Here is a 15,870-nt window from a genome sequence, read left to right on the forward strand (position 1 = left end):
GAACCTCCATGTGGTGTGGAAGTGGCCTTCGATGGTTCCGCCTCCGGCAACGCCGCGAGATCAACTATCCCCGACCTGGCTTACTTACACCTAGCCAAGCACTACTAGACAACCCACGATGGCGGTCTGAGAGGATTTGGACAGGACAAGATATAATGCAGGCTGGCGAGCCAGAGGGGGCCACGAATGGGTGAAGAGCCAAGTTGGCTGATTCAGTCCGTCGAGAGGGCAGCCGCAATACTCGGCCTTTACTCAATTGATAAGGCCTCATGGACAGAGCAGGAGATCGTTGCTGCGACGGGTCTCACTCGGGGTACCGTTTATCGGCAAACGCAGACGCTTCGTAGACTTGGGTATCTAGTCGCAAGCGGCTCTGGCCGTTATCGACTTGGCCTTCGAGCTGTCACGCTGGGCCAAGTCGCGCTGCGCAGCCTTGATGTTGCAGAGTTGGCAACGCCGGCGCTGATAAAGCTTCGCGATGAGACAGGCTACACGGTGAGTCTCACGACGCTCGACGACAAGGACATCGTTTACGTTGCGCAAGTACGGGGCACGAGTCTGATGGACTTGCGGGCCGAGGTGGGTAGTCGACGACCCGCCTTCTGCACGTCAATGGGGCGCGCGATGTTGTCGTGTTTGAGCGATAGCGAAATAGAGTCATTTCTAAACGCCACAACATACGAGGCATTTACTGTGAGGACAGTGACCGACCGCGAAGAGTTGCGTGAGGCGATAATGCGAGTGCGCGACAACGGGTATGCAGTCAATGACGGGGAGCTTGAACTCGGTCTGCGCGGCATCGCTGCTCCAATTCGCTACATAAACAATCGGCCTGCCGCCGCGGTGAATGTGGCGCTCAGCAGCCAGGCACCGGTGCGCGAATTCGAAGAGCGAGTGGCACCGCTAGTGCTAAAGGCTGCGGCGTCCGTGACGCAAATTCTCGCTGACTCCGCGAGTTCAACGGTTTACTAACACCCATAAGTTGAGTTCGCCGAAAACGTTTTCTTGGCTTTTGGTCGAATAAGGGCGCGTGGTCAAGTGAATTCCTTCCAGTCCTCAGATGTGTACTGAGATACTCATACTTGTAGTTGACTGAAGGTCACGTCCCGTGGAGTGGTGTAAATCTCGGCTGGTGAGCGTCGCGTCGTCGACGTAGCGAGCCATCGTGCGATGGTCAGTGAGAACCGATCAAAGTCACTCACAGAAAGACACAAACACACGATGGCTCTAGACCAGTCTGCCCTGCTCAACTTGCTTGCGGAGTTGAAACTCACCGATGTCACCGACAGGATCCGGGTCGCGACCGAGAAGCTCTATCAGGAGCTGATCTAGATCCACCTTGGTTGGTGTCCTATAAGGGTGGTCGTGGTCGGCTCTCGCGGGCCTCCCCTTGACGGCTTCCCTCGGCGGCGGGTCGATGGCTGAAACCCCGGAACTCACATCTCCAACAGAGGGCAATCAGTTGAAAGTGCTCGCAGTACGGTATAGGTTCGAGAATTACGAGCTATTGGTGAACCAGCGTCGTCTCAGCAAAGGCGCTGATTTAGCAATGCATCCCCTGCCTCGACAAGAAGAGTGGAGCAAGTTCATGAGAGCAAATAAACCAAATCGGCCCCGACTGTTTGGGCTGATCGCGACCGTAGCGATTGGCACGCTGGGACTCACCGGGTGCGCTGGCGGTACCGAACCGGATGCGCCCGCCAATGTTGGATCGTCAGGGTGGGATGCGGTCGTCGATGCTGCCAACAAAGAAGGCGCGGTGACTGTGTACTCCTCGCAGGCCGGTAGCGACGAGATCTTCAAGCAGTTCGAAGACGACTACCCCGGGATCAAGGTGACGGTTCTGAGGCAACCCGCTGGGGCCCTCGTTGCACAAGTTGATCAGGAGCTAGACGCAGGTGTTGCAAGCGCAGACGTGATTTTCCACAGCCAAGTTCCCTGGTACGCCCAACGCGGTGAGCAAGGGTTGCTCGCGCCGATCGTCGTAGCGCCGGAGAATGAGGAGGCTTACCGTGCATATTCTGGCGACTTCCGCGCACCTATCGTGCGGTACCCCTTCCTGATCGCGTACAACACGAGCACAGGAAAGGCAGTAAAAAACTTGGAGGACCTTGCGGATGCGGCATCCGAGACGGGCGGGACTATCGGTTATCTGAGTGCAGAATCATCCATCGCCACCAAGAACCAGTTCTATACGTGGGAGGAGGCCTATCCTGCGCTGTTCGACAGGCTGATGAGTCTGCCGCATGCAGTATTCGGAAGTTCGGTGCCGATGGGACAAAGCCTCGCCTCCGGTGAGATTGCTTACGCTGTCGCACTGATCCCTGGTGTCATTCCCCCATTGACCGAGCAAGGAGCCCCGGTCGCCGAGGTCGTCCCCAACGAAGCAGTGACCGGAGTCGAACTCGGTGCCGGTGTGCCTGCTAACGCTCCCCACCCGAGCGCTGCGCAAGTGTTTGCCAACTGGCTAATGAAGCCAGCTTCCCAGCAGGTATTCTCCAATGTATGGGCCCCAATGGCAGGCTTCCTCGTACCTTCAGGGGATCTCGCCTTCGAAGACATCGAAGTCTACGATTCCGCAGATTGGCCACAAGATCGTCAGGATCAATTTATGGCTGACTGGAATGTTATGTTTCAAGAGTAATGATCACTTTAGCTGAAGGGTCGTCCCCCACCAGTACGGAGTTCACTACTGGTGGGGGCCGGGGAGTCATGCGCCGATTCGCGAGAACACCTGCTTGGTATTTGACCGCGATAGCGGTCGGGGGATTTGTTCTAGTACCGATCGTCATTTACTTCGTGCAGGCGTTCGCAGACGGTGCCGCAGGATTCAAAGCCATGATGGCTTTGCCGAATCTTGCGCAGATCATTGTCAACACCCTCGTTATTGCCTTGGGATCGACATTGGTTGCGACAATTGCTGCCATTGCCCTTGCGAAAGCCGTTCTACATATTCCCCGGCGCTTGCAGGGGCTCGCGACGTTTATTCCCCTCCTCCCTTTGGTGGCCCCACCTATAGCCATCGTGATCGGTTGGGTCTTTCTGTTCTCGCCAACGGTTGGGTATGCCAACGTACTACTGCGCAGTTTGCCGTGGCTATCGGACATGGCGGAGGGGCCAATCGACATATACACGCTTCCCGCCATCATCATTGTGACCGGGTTCGATATGACTGGAATCGTGTTCCTACTTGTGTCGGCACGGCTCATGGAGATACGTGGACCGTTGGAAGCCGCAGCTCGGCTGGCTGGGGCGAGCGCGACAAAGAGCTTCCTCACCATTACGCTCCCACTCTTGAAGCCTTCGGTGATTGCAGGAGCAGTCCTAGTGTTCCTCATGGGGTTAGGGCAATTTACCGCGCCACTACTCTTAGGTAGCAGACAGGGTATCGATGTCGTCACGACGACCATCTTTTTCATGCGCGAATCGTTCCCAATTCCTTACGCGACAACTGCAGCCTTGGGCTTTCCGCTTCTCCTGCTCGGTGCTGGAGCAGTTCTACTCCAGCGTCGAATTATTGGAGACCAACGTAAGTATGTGACCCAGACCGGCGCTGGTGGCGGAGCTGCTGAGAAGTCGTCGGTGTGGGCATTTATTGTGGTGGCGACATATGCGCTTTTTGCTGTCGTCTTGCCATTCGCGGCAATCGTCCTTGTCGCTTTCTCGCCGTACTGGTCTGGGGACCTAAGTTCCATTGACTTCACGCTCAGTCATTTCGCAACCACGATGGCAAATGCAGGTGTATGGGACTCGGTCGCGACAACGCTAGTCACGTCACTGATTGCTGTCGCAATTGCGCTACCTATCGGATTCATTGCGGCCTTGGCGACAACTGGTCCGTTCCGTGCCCCGCGTCTCGCTCAGATGATGTTCGAGTTCGCGTTTCAGTCGCCCCTTGCGATACCGCGTGCAATTCTGGGTATGGCGATCCTCTTTGTGTTCCTCCGGCCACCGTTTTCTATGTATGGCACTATCTGGCTTTTTGTCATTGGGTACGTGTTCGTCATCCTGCCGTTCATGCTTCGAGCACAACAAGGCAGTCTCGTTGGGCTTAGTCCTTCGCTCTTCGAGTCTGCGCGTGTCTCAGGGGCGAGCTCGGTGCGAGCCGTGTTCGACATCGCTTTGCCACTTGTGCGGCGCGGCATGGCGTCCGGAGCAACACTAGGTTTAATGCTCCTTTCTCACGACTTTGCCGTTTCTGTGATGGTTCGTTCCCCCGGAAAACATGTAATGGGCACAAAACTTTATGAGTTTTGGGAGAACGGGGTATACCCAGAGGTCGCCGTAATGTCGGTGATCATGACAGCTGTGACTGGAGTCATCCTCGCTGCATCTCTCTGGGCCGGTGGCCGATCGGCACTAAAAAATCTTTGACTCAAACTTTGGAGAATCATGACTAATAGTCTTACGCAGTTGGATCGTGTTGACGGACATGGACGTTCGCCATCCATCGCAATCGCAGCCTCGATTGAAGGCGTTGACAAGACGTTCCAATCCAAGAATCGATCGGTGGCGGCACTAAGCGGGATCGATCTTTCTGTACGCTCCGGTGAGTATGTCGTGATCCTGGGTCCAAGTGGTTGTGGAAAAACTACTTTGATTCGGACAATCGCCGGCTTGGAGAGCCCCACCGCGGGCCGTGTGGTATTGCAGGGGAAGACGGTTTTCGACCGCGGGACGTCGGTTGATTTGGCGCCTGACAAGCGAAACGTGGGACTAGTGTTTCAAAACTATGCGCTATGGCCGCATATGACGGTAGAACGAAATGTTGGCTATCCATTGCGCATGCGCAAGGTTCCGCGCAACCAGCGACCGGAGCGTGTCGAGACGGTGCTGGGGGCTGTTGACTGCCTTCAATTGGCTAAACGGCTTCCCTCTGAACTCAGTGGAGGCCAACAGCAACGTATTGCGCTCGCACGAGCTCTTGTGTCCGAGCCGGGGATCCTCCTATTAGACGAGCCATTGAGCAACCTTGACGCATTATTGCGCGTCTCATTGCGCGCAGAACTTCTTCGCCTACACCGGAAAATTGGATTCACTGCAATCCACATCACTCATGATCAGGAGGAGGCCTTGGAAATGGGTGACCGGGTGGTGCTCATGCGGGAAGGACGTATTGAGCAGATCGGGCACCCCGCTGAGGTGTACGCGCGACCGGTGTCGCCGTACGCCGCGACTTTCCTTGGCGTTCGGGATCGCCTTGATCTAGTCGTTGGTGACGGACTTGAGTACCAGGGCGGCCGAATTTGGGGTGCATTCTCGGGAGTGAGTCTCGTCAAGGGTGAACGCCTCACTCTGTTTGCGCGCGATCAAGACGTCACTATCGGCCGGGAGTCAGGACTCATGCCTAAACCGGGCTGGCTGACGTTAACGGGTGAATTGACCCAGATAGTGCTGGGTTCTGGCGGGAGGCCTAGGTACATCGTCGACGTCGGAGGCACGTTATGGTTTGCGGACAATGCTTCGGCGGACTCTCTCGTCCCCGGCGAGCGTGTCTTCGTCACCGTACCCGCCGAGCGCTGCTTGCTGTACCGCGGTGATGAACTCATTTCCTCTCGCGAAAGTGACTCACTCTGACGGACACAAGGGTCACGTCCCGCTGAGTGGTGGAGTTTCTCGACACCGTGCGGTCAGTTGTTTTGATTATGCCGCAAGGAGTTCGGGGATGGGCGTCACCTCCTCGATCAACTCGCTGACCGGGGCGGTCATAGCCTGCAGCTCGAGCATGGAGGCCTTGGAGAAGTAGCGGCGGTCGCCGGCTTCCTATTCGTCGTGTTGCTCGACCAGGACGGCTCCAGCGAGCCGCAGCGGGGCGGCCGGGTTCGGGAACACGCCCACGACGTCGGTGCGGCGTTTGATCTCCTTGTTGACCCGCTCCAGCGGGTTCGTGGACCAGATCTGACGCCAGTGCCGCTGCGGGAACCCGGCGAAAGCAAGGAGATCGTCGCGGGCTTCATCGAGCATGGCGGCAACCTTGGGGTGGGAGCGGTGCAGCATGCGGGTGACCTCGGCGAACTGGGCCTGGACGTGCTCGGCGTCGGGCTGGGCGAAGATCGTGCGGATGATCGAGGCGACCATGTCCTGAGAGCCTTTCGGCACGACCGAAGAATGCCGCCTACCTGGACTCCATCTACGATTCCCTGACCTCGCCCCGCCGGGGAGGTCCCCGGATGGTGGATGTCACCGCGAAAGCCCACGATGAGGCGATCGAGGCCGACCCGCGCAGCATCGAACAACTCTCCTTCGACGGGTTCATGGCCGTGCTGCGGATCGGGGCCGACACCGACGCGAAAACCGCCACCCGCAGTGTGCTCGGCGCCCGCCGGCCCGCCGTCCGCGTCCTGGTCACCAAGGACACCCTGGATGCCGCCGGCGAACCCGCCGAACCCAGCGACGACGGCACCGCTGACAGTCTCGGCACTGGCCGCACCGCCGGTACTGGCGGCGCTGGCCGTCGCGGGCATGGCCGGATCGAAGGCCAGACCGCCCCGGTGTCGATCGAAACGGTCGAGAGGCACCTGTGTGAATCCGGGATGGTGCCGGTCACCTTCGACCGGGACGGGCAATGCATCGATTTGGGGCGGGAGCAACGCCTCTACAGTGCCCTGCAACGCATCGGCCTGGCCGCTCGGGACGGTGGCTGCCGGTGGCCCGGCTGCACCAGTCCCGCCTCCTGGGCAGAAGCCCACCACATCCACCACTGGAAACGCGACCACGGCACAACCGATATGGCTGACGGGACAAGTTCTAAGTACGTCCTCGCCTACTTCTCATCAGAAGCGTCGCTCCAAGGCACGGCGAAATCCTTGTCGCTCCATCCCGCTGTGCGGATAAGCGCTCTTACATGCGGTCCGGATATTTGTTGCTCCGTTGAGAGCGCGAGCTTGGCGTTGCCCTTTCGCCAAATCGTGTAGCCGTTCAGATTTCGATCCTTGATCCACTTTCCTTCGATGAGCTTCGCCTCAATCACATCGCGGGGTTGAGCGATCCACTTCGAGCCAAGTTTCTGACCGTAGTCCTTGAAGAACTCCTCGCGCTCGGATGACCGCTCCATTCGCTGTATGACGGCATAATCGTCTGCCTGCCGCACTAGCCGCTGACCGATAGAACGTTCGGCCACGAGAATCGGGACCAGTAGCAGGGCCACTGTTCCCAACTGGAGAAGCACGTCCTGGAGGTAGGAATCCTCGAGAAAGGCACCACCAACAACGACCACCAGTCCAACTACCCCCAGTATCCAACTCCAAACAGGAATCATTCTCATGGCTACTTCCTATTCTGCTTGCGGCCGGTCAGTTGACGCGGCGCACTCCCCCGAAGCACCTCTGCGTTGCTAGTTGCGCCTGATTGCCCGTAGCTTCATCATCTGGTCTTGGCCAAGGTTGGTCAGGGCCCAGTACTTGCCCTTATCGCTCACCGTTCGCTTCTTCACTCCGCGAGAGATCACATCAAGGGCATAGAACTGGACGAGGACATCCTCAACCACACTGCTCGACACAACGAGCGCCCCTTTTTGCTTCGCCATCGCCTTCGAGTGAACCTCCGGATTCTCCTTCCACTTCTGACTTAGCCATGTCTGGAAGAACCGGGTCAGTTCTGGCTCGCTCGCCTCGTGCAAGAGAGTCGGGCCCACTGCCTGGAGTAGCTCGTTCCACGTCACCGAGATATACGACGTCCAGGTGAATGAAGGCGCGTCCCAGGCCGTACTGCCATCCGCAAAGACGGCATCCTCCTTGTAACCACTCGCCTTCACTTGCGCCCTGTAAATATCCTCTCCTTGCGCGAGGTCCGAAGTATCGTCGAAACTCTTTGATGATCGAGATTCCGCCTCGTGAGTAAGCTCGGCCACCAGTGCCCGAAGCTCTGCGATCTCCGTCTTCTGTTCAGGAGTCATCGCCTGACCGGCCCGTACCCAGCCTTCTGCTGGGTACTGCTCACGCGTCTCCATCATCGAGAGGGCGACATGGCCCGGCAACTCCGCCGGATTGGTCCAGTAGCGGACCACGCGACCCGCTTCGACCTTCCTTCGGAATGCGTCGAGCTTCTCTCGCCTGAGGGTCTCCAGCTCCAGCTGATCTCCCTTGAGTAGCCCGGGCTCGCCATGCAAGAACGCCATGATAGGCATCCCAATCGACTCGGCGAATTCGTACTCCATTTCGGTGTAACTCAAGTCCGTCGTTGGGTCGATCGACCCGTACTTTCCACCGATGACGAGGACGTAGTAATCGCATTCGCTGATCACTCTTTGGATCAGGCGCCACTTCTCATCATTTCCGGCGACGAATAGCTCCATGCCTGCGGGTATGCAACCTGCTATGAGAAGCGCCTGGATGACGGATTGTCGCTCGTCCCTGAGGTCGAGGTAGGTCGAACTAACGAATACTTGTTCACGACGGCCAGCCACGGGATGAGCTTAGCTCGGCGCACGGATCGAGCGAGGATGCGGGCCATGAACATGCCGTCGTCGTTTCCGAGGTCGATGTCGGCGGTGACGGTGGCGAATTGTCGGACTCCTGCGGTCTCGCAGATTCCGACGAACTGTTCCAACTCGATTGGGCGGCGGGTCAGTCGGTCGGTGTTGTAGACGACGACCGCGTCTCGTCGACCGGCGGTGATGTCCTCGAGCATGCGCTCGTAACCCTCGCGGCGCTTTCCACGATAGGCCGAGATGTCGTTGTCGACGTACTCCTCGGCCACTGTCCACCCTCGAGCGTGGGCCAGTTTTCGGCAGTCAGCGAGTTGCCGCTCGACGCCCATTCCCTCGCCAGTAACGTCACGAGAAATACGCGCATAGATGGCAGCCGCTTCGCCTTCGCTCATGAGGTCACACTAACGACTAACCGCCGATGGAATCCTGCTCTGCCGCCACCACCACATGCTCCTGCACAACAACCACTGGGAAATCACCCGTGACGGCGGCACCTACTGGTTACACCCACCGGCCAGCATCGACCCCACCCGCACCCCCCGGCTGATGCCGCACAAATCCGCCGCCCTCGCCGACCTCCAACGAGAACAACAAGAACGGCAAGAGCGAGACGGGCGAGAACGAGAACGGATCCCGCTCACCGGGTAGGACTCTGCCCCACACTCTGCCCACCATGCGGAACCCCGAAGGCTCAGCAGGTTTCGACACTTCGACAAGTTCAGTACACCGCAAGCTCAACCAGCGAGGGCGGGGTTCCGATGAGCTCAACCAGCAGCGGCCGGGTTTCGATGAGCTCAACCAGCAGCGGCCGGGTATCGACGAGCTCAACCAGCGGAGCGCATTGACCCCGTTCAACACGGCGGGTTTCGACAATTCGACAAGCTCAGTGCATCTCACGCTCAGCGAGCGAGAGGGAGGTACCTCAGAACTCCTCGTTCGTCTCCGGGTCCCCATCCCACAGGCGACCCGACTCGAGCGACGAGATCGACGCGATCTCGGCGTGCGACAGCTCGAACCCGAACACATCGAAGTTCTCCCGCTGCCGTTCCGGCGTCGAGGATTTCGGGATTGGCACCGCCCCCAACTGCACGTGCCACCTCAAGACCACCTGCGTCGGGGTGACCCCGTGCGCTTCCGCGATCGCGGTCACAACCGGCTCCTCCCGCACATCGTTCCCGCGGGCGAGAGGGCTCCAGCTCTCGGTGACAATGTTGTGCCGAGCGTGGAACTCGCGAAGATGGCCCTGCGGGAAGCGGGGGTGCAGTTCGATCTGGTTGACCGCCGGAGTGACCCCGGTCTCATCGATGACCCGGGTCAGGAACGCCTCGGTGAAGTTGCTGACGCCCACCGAACGCACCAGCCCCTCCTCCCGCAGCTCGATCATCGCGCCAAACGTCTCCACATACTTGTCAACGCGGGGAAGCGGCCAATGGATCAGGTACAGGTCGACGTAGTCGAGCCCCAGGTTCATCCGCGACTCCTCGAAACTGAGCAGCGTCTCATCGAAACCGTGGTGACGTCCAGGCAGCTTCGTGGTGACAAAGATCTCCTCGCGAGGGATACCCGAACGCCTGACCGCCTCCCCCACCTCGTGCTCGTTCTCGTAGTTGAGCGCAGTGTCGAGCAGGCGGTAACCGGTCTCCAGCGCCGAAACGATCGCGTCGATCCCCTCATCGCCGCGCAGCTTGTAGGTGCCGAAACCGAGGGCCGGCAGCTGGTGTCCGTCGTTGAGCGTCTTCATCGGGATCATGCTTCAATCCTGCCCCGCATTGCGATGCAAGCACACCATCTTGACCCAGGCTGAACAAGTGTTTAGTATTCTGAACATGCGTTCAATGCCGGCAGCGGATGCGACCACCCGGTCGCGAATCAGGGATGCCGCCATCGGGCTATTCGGCCACAACGGCTACACGCCCACGAGCATCCGCGCCATCGCCGTTCAGGCCCAGGTGAGTCCCGGACTGGTCATCCACCACTTCGGGTCCAAAGAGAACCTCCGTCAGGAGTGTGACCAGCACGTGGTCACCGAGATCTTCGGACGCACCACCGACCTCGACCCCGACCCCGACCAGAGCAGCGACGCGCTGGCCTCCACCATGCAGCGCTGGCTCGCCGACGTCGACACCCACCGGGTCACACTCGACTACCTGACGCGGATGTTGACCGACGGTTCCGCGCTCGGCGACCAGCTATTCGACCTGCTCGTCGACCGCACCGAAAAGATGATCGGCGACGAAGTGGAACTCGGGCGGATGCACGCCAGCAGTGACCCTCGCATGACCGCGGTGCTCGTCGCCAGTCAGAGCCTCGTGCCGCTCCTCCTCGAGCGCCACATCGGCCGGGTGCTCGGCGCTGAGGGACAACCCAGGCAGGTCATCAAGCGGATGACCGTCCCCACCCTCGAGCTCTACACTCACGGCCTCTACACCGATGACACCTTCCTGAACGCCGCGCGTGCCGCATTCGACAGCACCGAAGACAACACAGAACAGGGGAACACGGCATGAGCCTCGCCATAGAGACAAGCCAACTGGCCAAGCACTACGGCAAGCATCCCGCCCTGTACGGGCTAGACCTGTCCGTCGAGGAGGGCACCGTGTTCGGTGTGATCGGGCCGAACGGCGCCGGGAAGACCACGACCATGCGGTTGCTGCTCGACATCATCCGCCCGACCTCAGGGTCGGCGCAGGTACTCGGGAAGGACCCCCGGCGGGCCGGCCCCGCCATGCGTCGCCAGATCGGCTTCCTTCCCGGCGAACTGCGGCTGGAGGGACGCGTCACCGGTCGCCAGTTACTGCGCCACTACGCCGACATCAGCGGGCCGGTCGCACCACGGGCGGTGGACGCGCTGGCCGACCGCCTCGGCCTCGACCTCGGCCGCCAGGTGCGCACCCTGTCGAAAGGCAACAAACAGAAGCTGGGCCTGGTGCAGGCGTTCATGCATCGACCCAAGCTGCTGATCCTCGACGAACCGACCAGCGGGCTCGACCCGCTGGTGCAGCAAGAGTTCCTGGCCATGCTGCGGGAGGCACGCGCCGAGGGCCAAACCGTGTTCCTCAGTTCGCACGTGCTCAGCGAGATCCAGCAGGCGGCAGACACCGTGGCAATCCTCCGCGCCGGGCGGGTTGTCAGCGTCAGCGACGTCGAATCACTGCGATTGACCGCCATCCGCCGGGTGAGGGTGGGGGTGGTGGATGCCACGGCGCAAGCCGTGCACGCCGCCATCGCCCCGCTCGCTGGAGTAACCGACCTGCGGGTGACGAACGGTGACGGAGCCAGGGTCAGCGCCACCATCGAGGGCGACATCGACCCGTTCATCAAGGCGGTCGCCCGTTTCCACGTCAACGACCTCGTGGTCGAGGAACCGGACCTGGAGGAGTCGGTCCTGCGCCTGTACGGGCCGACGGAAGAGGAGTCCGGCAATGAGTAGCCTCCCCCTGTTCCGGCGCACCCTGGCCGACACGTGGCGTTCGCTGATCGCCTGGAGCCTCGGCGTCGTCGCGGCCATCATGCTGTACCTGCCGCTGTTCCCCTCCCTCGGGGGCAACCCGGACATGCAGGAGCTGCTGAACAGCCTTCCTCCAGAGCTGGTGAACGCGCTCGGTTACGACCAGATCTCCACCGGTTCCGGCTATGCGCAGTCCACCTTTTATGGGCTGATCGGCTTTGTGCTGCTGACCATAGCCGCGACGTCCTGGGGCACCGCCGCTGTCGCCGGAGACGAAGAGACCGGCTCCCTTGAGTTGACCCTCGCCCATGGCGTCAGCCGAACCCAGGTGGTCCTTGAACGCAGTGCCGCCCTGGTCATCCGCCTGGCGTGGCTCGGCGTGCTGAGCGCCCTGCTCGTGATTGCGATGAACGAAACGGCACAACTGGACATCTTGCCTGTGAACGCTTTCGCCGGCGCCGCAGCAATCGTGGGGCTCACCCTGCTCTCCGGAACGACCGCCGTCGCCGTCGGTGCCCTGACCGGGCGGCGCCTGTACGCCACAGCCGCCGGCGCCGGCATTGCGGTGCTCGGCTACGCCATCAACGCTGTGGCGAACCAGAGCGAAGAACTTGAGGCGCTGCATACCTGGTCGCCCTACCACTGGGCATTCGGCGAATCCCCCCTGGCCAATGGCGCTGACTGGGGCGGGCTGGCCTTGCTGTACGGTCTGGCCGCAGTGCTGGTCCTGATTGCCGTGGTGGCGCTGAATCGCCGGGACTTGAAGAGCTAGGCGGTCAGCCCGAGGTCATCCATCCGGCGGGTGTGTGCTGCGATGAGTTCGGTGAAGACCGGCTCGAGGCGGGCCTCATCCGGGTGCTGGTCCTCGGGAACGGCCAGCGCCGACCGAGCGATGAGCAGCGTGTCGCCGACCAGCCTCCGCCCCCACAATGCCAGGCGGGACGCGAGTCGCGGGTTGGTGGCAGTCGAAGCACTCAACTGCTCCACGATGATGCGGCTACCCTCATTGCCGGACAGAAGGGTGCGGATGCGCGTGGCCGGGCCATCCGGAAGCCCCTCGGCCAGCGCGATGAAGAAGTCGTCCAGGATGCCGGCGGTCACGTAGCTGGTGACCAGCCCCTCGTACCAGTCACCGCCCTGCGTCGCCTGCTGGAAGCTCTCGATGCGGGGTGCAAACGGCTCCAGGTAGCCGGCGGCGGTTCCCCCGGCGACTTCGATCTCGGTGACCAGTCCCTCGTACTTCTCCAGCGACAGGGAGGCCACCCTGGCCAGCGCGGTCTTGTTCTCCAACGTGGGCGCCGAAGCGATGAGTCCGGTCAGGTTCTCGAAATTGAGGAGCTGCAGGCAGGTCGCCTGGCCCAGGTAACGCGAGAGCACCGGGGTGAGTTCGGCCAGCGCAACGCGGTTCACGCTGACCGCAGCGACCGCCGACGTACGCGGTTTCAGCTTGGGTGCAACGACCGCTTTTCTGGGCCGACCGAATAGCTTGAACACGTGCACTAGCGTAGCGGGGCAGGCCCGTACCCCTTTAATGTCGGCTCATTCAGGTACTTCGACTAAACTGGCCGCAACGCCTCCCATTTCTGGTGGAGGCTTCTACGCCCCAGGTGAAAGCGGGCGTACTCGCTGTTAGACAGGGCACAATCACTTTGACTTTTTCAGAAACCACCATTCCCGCCGACCTGCCGCTGGACGAACCGGTCGAATCCAGCTCCTTCTCCGACCTGGGGATCGAACAGGACATGGTCGACGCATTGGCGACCAAGGGCATCCTTTCGCCGTTCCCGATCCAGACCCAGACCATTCCGATGGGGCTCGCCGGGCAGGACATCATCGGCCAGGCGAAGACCGGAACCGGCAAGACGCTCGGGTTCGGTCTCCCCCTCCTCCAGTCCCTCGGGCTGAACCCCGAACCGGGCGTGAAGGCGCTCGTCGTCGTTCCGACCCGCGAGCTGTGCGTGCAGGTTGCGGAAGACCTCGTCCTCGCCGCATCCAACCGTGGCACCCAGGTCGCGGCCATCTACGGCGGCAAGGCGTACGAGGGCCAGGTTGAGCAGCTCAAGGCCGGCGCCCAGGTGGTCGTCGGCACCCCGGGTCGTCTTCTTGACCTCGCCAGCCAGCGGATGCTGTCGCTGAAAGACGTGAAGGTCATGGTTCTCGACGAGGCCGACAAGATGCTCGACCTCGGGTTCCTCTCCGACATCGAGAAGCTGTTCGCCCAAACCTCCCCGACCCGCCACACCATGCTGTTCTCGGCCACCATGCCCGGGCCGATCGTGGCCCTCGCGCGCCGCTTCATGAACAAGCCGATCCACATCCGCGCCACCGACCCCAATGAGGGCCTGACGCAGGCGAACATCAAGCACGTCATCTACCGCGCGCACAACATGGACAAGGACGAGATCATCGCCCGCATCCTGCAGGCCGAGGGCCGCGGGAAGACCGTGGTCTTCACCCGCACCAAGCGCGCCGCCGCCAAGCTGGTCGAGGAGCTCAACGACCGCGGTTTCAACGCCGCCGCCGTGCACGGTGACCTCAACCAGGAGCAGCGCGAGCGCGCCATGGCCGCCTTCAAGGCGGGCAAGAAGGACATCCTGATCGCAACGGATGTCGCGGCTCGCGGTATCGACGTCAACGACGTCACCCACGTGATCAACCACACCATCCCGGATGATCACGACACCTACCTGCACCGCGCGGGCCGCACCGGGCGCGCCGGGAAGACCGGCATCGCGGTCACCTTCGTCGACTGGGACGACCTGCACAAGTGGGTCCAGATCAACAAGGCGCTCGACTTCGGCCAGCCGGAGCCGGTGGAGACCTACTCGTCGTCACCGCACCTCTTCACCGACCTGGACATCCCGGAGGGAACCAAGGGCCGCCTCAAGACGGCCGGTCCAGCTCGCGAGCGCGAGCCGCGTTCTGCCACGGCTGGCGTGTCCCGCGGCGGACGCGACGGCAACCGCGGTCGACGTCCGGAGGCCGGACGTTCAGAAGGCGTCCGCTCAGAGGGTGGCCGCCAGCGCAGCCGCACCCGCACCGGGTCGGCGGATGCGCCCCGCTCGGAAGGCGGAGAGCGCCCAGAGGGCTCGGGCACCCACGACGGAGCCGGCCCAGCGCGCCGTCGCCGCAACCGCACGCGCCGCCCGAGCACCGGAAACACGCCGCCACCACCAGCCGCGTAACCGATTGACCCGACCATGAAACGCCGCCGCGAGCCCATCTACACCGCTGCGATTGTGGCCGGGCGCGCGCTGTTCGGCTTCTGGCGCGTCAAGCGCGTGGTGACCGGAGCGGAGAACATTCCTGCCTCCGGCGGGGCGGTCGTCGCCATGACGCATTTCGGCTACCTCGACTTCGCGTTGGTCGAGTGGGCGACCTGGCTGCACAACAAGCGTCGCATCCGCTTCATGGCGAAGAAGAGCGTGTTCGACAAGCCGGTCGTCGGTTGGTTGATGCGGGGAATGCGGCACATCCCGGTCGACATGAAGGCGGGCGCTGACGCGTACCGAGCAGCAGTCGACGCGTTGCGTTCCGGCGAGCTGATCGGGGTCTTCCCGGAGGCCGGAGTGAGCGCATCCTTCTCCGTCCGCGACCTGAAATCGGGGGCGGTCCGCCTCGCTGCTGAAGCCGGCGTCCCGATCGTTCCGGTCGCCATCTGGGGTGGCCACCGGCTGATGACGAAGAACCGCAAGATTCGGTTCGGCGAGCGGTTCGGCATGCCGGTCAGCTTCGCGTTCGGCGGGGCCATCCGCGTGGAGCCTGGGGCGGATGTCCGCGAGGCCACCAGCGTGCTCAGGGATGGACTGCAGCACCTGACCGACGAGTGCCAGCGCGCCTACCCGGTCGACGGCACCGGCCAGTGGTGGCAGCCTCGCGACCTCGGCGGCACAGCGCCGACACCTGCCGAGGCCGCGGCGGCGGATGCCGAGCGCGACCGGCGGCGCGACGCCGAGCGCTAGCAGGTTGCGTCTGGGAATGGACGGCTTGCTCC

General features: G+C 61.7%; 14 protein-coding genes and 1 pseudogene. 10 read left to right on the forward strand and 5 right to left on the reverse strand.

The features are described from left to right. The first annotated feature begins 186 nt into the window (after positions 1 to 186). The 4 genes from ACX3O0_RS09010 to ACX3O0_RS09025 all read left to right on the forward strand — a co-directional run bounded on the left by ACX3O0_RS09010 (position 187) and on the right by ACX3O0_RS09025 (position 5,577). Positions 187 to 972, forward strand: a complete 786-nt coding sequence (locus tag ACX3O0_RS09010; protein ID WP_459107506.1) for an IclR family transcriptional regulator — start codon at positions 187 to 189, stop codon at positions 970 to 972. Between the two features lie 445 nt (positions 973 to 1,417). Continuing rightward, complete coding sequence (locus ACX3O0_RS09015) at positions 1,418 to 2,644, forward strand: ABC transporter substrate-binding protein (RefSeq protein ID WP_459107507.1); 1,227 nt, start codon at positions 1,418 to 1,420, stop codon at positions 2,642 to 2,644. 68 nt (positions 2,645 to 2,712) lie between these two features. Next, on the forward strand, positions 2,713 to 4,374 hold the full coding sequence (locus ACX3O0_RS09020; protein WP_459107508.1) for an ABC transporter permease: 1,662 nt from the start codon (positions 2,713 to 2,715) through the stop codon (positions 4,372 to 4,374). A gap of 39 nt (positions 4,375 to 4,413) precedes the next feature. Further along, on the forward strand, positions 4,414 to 5,577 hold the full coding sequence (locus tag ACX3O0_RS09025) for an ABC transporter ATP-binding protein (protein ID WP_459107509.1): 1,164 nt from the start codon (positions 4,414 to 4,416) through the stop codon (positions 5,575 to 5,577). A 66-nt stretch (positions 5,578 to 5,643) separates the two neighbouring features. On the opposite strand, the pseudogene ACX3O0_RS09030 reads toward ACX3O0_RS09025, so the two are convergent. Further along, positions 5,644 to 6,099: pseudogene (locus ACX3O0_RS09030) on the reverse strand (transposase); the annotation flags it as partial. 41 nt (positions 6,100 to 6,140) lie between these two features. On the opposite strand from ACX3O0_RS09030, the gene ACX3O0_RS09035 reads away from it, so the two are divergent. After that, positions 6,141 to 6,914 (forward strand): HNH endonuclease signature motif containing protein, encoded by a 774-nt coding sequence (locus ACX3O0_RS09035; RefSeq protein WP_459108467.1) that lies wholly within the window; start codon positions 6,141 to 6,143, stop codon positions 6,912 to 6,914. 419 nt (positions 6,915 to 7,333) lie between these two features. On the opposite strand, the gene ACX3O0_RS09040 is transcribed toward ACX3O0_RS09035, so the two are convergent. The 3 genes from ACX3O0_RS09040 to ACX3O0_RS09050 form a co-directional block, all read right to left on the reverse strand. Further along, entirely contained in the window at positions 7,334 to 8,404 is a 1,071-nt protein-coding gene (locus ACX3O0_RS09040) for a DUF4062 domain-containing protein (protein WP_459107510.1), read from the reverse strand. Beyond that, the gene (locus ACX3O0_RS09045; RefSeq protein ID WP_459107511.1) at positions 8,314 to 8,820 is read right to left on the reverse strand and encodes a recombinase family protein; all 507 of its coding nucleotides are present in this window, start codon (positions 8,818 to 8,820) and stop codon (positions 8,314 to 8,316) included. Before ACX3O0_RS09045 ends, ACX3O0_RS09040 begins: the two co-directional genes overlap by 91 nt. Positions 8,821 to 9,350: 530 nt before the next feature. Next, complete coding sequence (locus tag ACX3O0_RS09050; RefSeq protein ID WP_459107512.1) at positions 9,351 to 10,178, reverse strand: aldo/keto reductase; 828 nt, start codon at positions 10,176 to 10,178, stop codon at positions 9,351 to 9,353. 76 nt (positions 10,179 to 10,254) lie between these two features. Between ACX3O0_RS09050 and ACX3O0_RS09055 the strand changes: the two genes are divergently transcribed. The 3 genes from ACX3O0_RS09055 to ACX3O0_RS09065 are packed head-to-tail and all read left to right on the forward strand — an operon-like array spanning position 10,255 to position 12,648. Next, positions 10,255 to 10,935 (forward strand): TetR family transcriptional regulator, encoded by a 681-nt coding sequence (locus ACX3O0_RS09055; RefSeq protein WP_459107513.1) that lies wholly within the window; start codon positions 10,255 to 10,257, stop codon positions 10,933 to 10,935. Next, positions 10,932 to 11,858, forward strand: coding sequence for an ABC transporter ATP-binding protein (locus tag ACX3O0_RS09060; protein ID WP_459088093.1), 927 nt, complete (start codon positions 10,932 to 10,934; stop codon positions 11,856 to 11,858). Before ACX3O0_RS09055 ends, ACX3O0_RS09060 begins: the two co-directional genes overlap by 4 nt. Further along, positions 11,851 to 12,648 carry an ABC transporter permease subunit gene (locus ACX3O0_RS09065; RefSeq protein ID WP_459088095.1) on the forward strand — a complete coding sequence of 266 codons (798 nt, stop codon included), beginning with the start codon at positions 11,851 to 11,853 and terminating at the stop codon, positions 12,646 to 12,648. Before ACX3O0_RS09060 ends, ACX3O0_RS09065 begins: the two co-directional genes overlap by 8 nt. Here ACX3O0_RS09065 and ACX3O0_RS09070 read toward each other — a convergent pair. Then, the gene (locus ACX3O0_RS09070) at positions 12,645 to 13,370 is read right to left on the reverse strand and encodes a ferritin-like fold-containing protein (RefSeq protein WP_459107514.1); all 726 of its coding nucleotides are present in this window, start codon (positions 13,368 to 13,370) and stop codon (positions 12,645 to 12,647) included. The two genes, ACX3O0_RS09065 and ACX3O0_RS09070, sit on opposite strands and share 4 nt — an antisense overlap. 248 nt (positions 13,371 to 13,618) lie before the next feature. On the opposite strand from ACX3O0_RS09070, the gene ACX3O0_RS09075 reads away from it, so the two are divergent. Continuing rightward, positions 13,619 to 15,061: a DEAD/DEAH box helicase gene (locus ACX3O0_RS09075; RefSeq protein ID WP_459108468.1), complete on the forward strand. Its 1,443-nt coding sequence runs from the start codon at positions 13,619 to 13,621 to the stop codon at positions 15,059 to 15,061. Positions 15,062 to 15,076: 15 nt separating this feature from the next. Continuing rightward, positions 15,077 to 15,838, forward strand: a complete 762-nt coding sequence (locus ACX3O0_RS09080) for a lysophospholipid acyltransferase family protein (RefSeq protein ID WP_459088099.1) — start codon at positions 15,077 to 15,079, stop codon at positions 15,836 to 15,838. Positions 15,839 to 15,870 lie beyond the last annotated feature (32 nt).

The organism is Homoserinimonas sp. A447 (assembly GCF_054489325.1).